Annotated in this window: 2 pseudogenes; both read right to left on the reverse strand. The window is 64.9% G+C overall.

From position 1 onward, the window contains the following. Positions 1–389, reverse strand: a pseudogene (locus tag AB4Z27_RS29310) (hypothetical protein); the annotation flags it as partial. Positions 390–403: 14 nt separating this feature from the next. Then, positions 404–606: pseudogene (locus AB4Z27_RS29315) on the reverse strand (hypothetical protein); the annotation flags it as partial.

Consider the following 606-nt stretch of genomic DNA (forward strand, 5'->3'; position numbering starts at 1 on the left):
GTCTCAACCAGTGCCGGCAGCAGTCGGCCGATCGTCGTGTCATCGCCGGTCACCAGTAGCCAGGGCTGACGGTACCGCCAACGCCGGCCATGGATCCCTTGCAGTTGACTGCGCAAGCGGCTCAATGGCTCGCCAACTTGCGCAACATCCTCGGATGGCGGGCCGAGTTCAGCCGAGCCGACATCGCGCATCGCAGCCTTCCGGCTAGCGCGCCTGACGAGCGTGACCTGTACGAGGACCGCGAGCAGAAAAAAGATCACGAGGCCGCAGATGGCGAGCAGCTGCTGCGCTGAGGTCGTCAGGCCCAGGACTTCGCCCTTGCCGAGCACGAACAGTCCGGCAGCGGCGAGCACCGCGCAGAGGGCTACCAGCGTGTAATTCAATCGCATAAGGGAAACCGGTCTCAAGTTCGTGGGCCGACGACCGCCAGTGTCATGGCGTCAGCGTCGGCGATGCTCAGCAATTGCTTCTGCCCGGAGGCCAGCGCGTGAGCCGAGGCAAGGGCCACGCACAACCATGGCGCAGCCGCGCCCGCTGACCCGATGCGAAGATCGACGTCATGTTGGCCTTTCAGTTCGGGCGTCATGAGCACACCCACCCCTTGGC

This window comes from Cupriavidus sp. KB_39, assembly GCF_052114485.1.
GTDB lineage: Bacteria > Pseudomonadota > Gammaproteobacteria > Burkholderiales > Burkholderiaceae > Cupriavidus.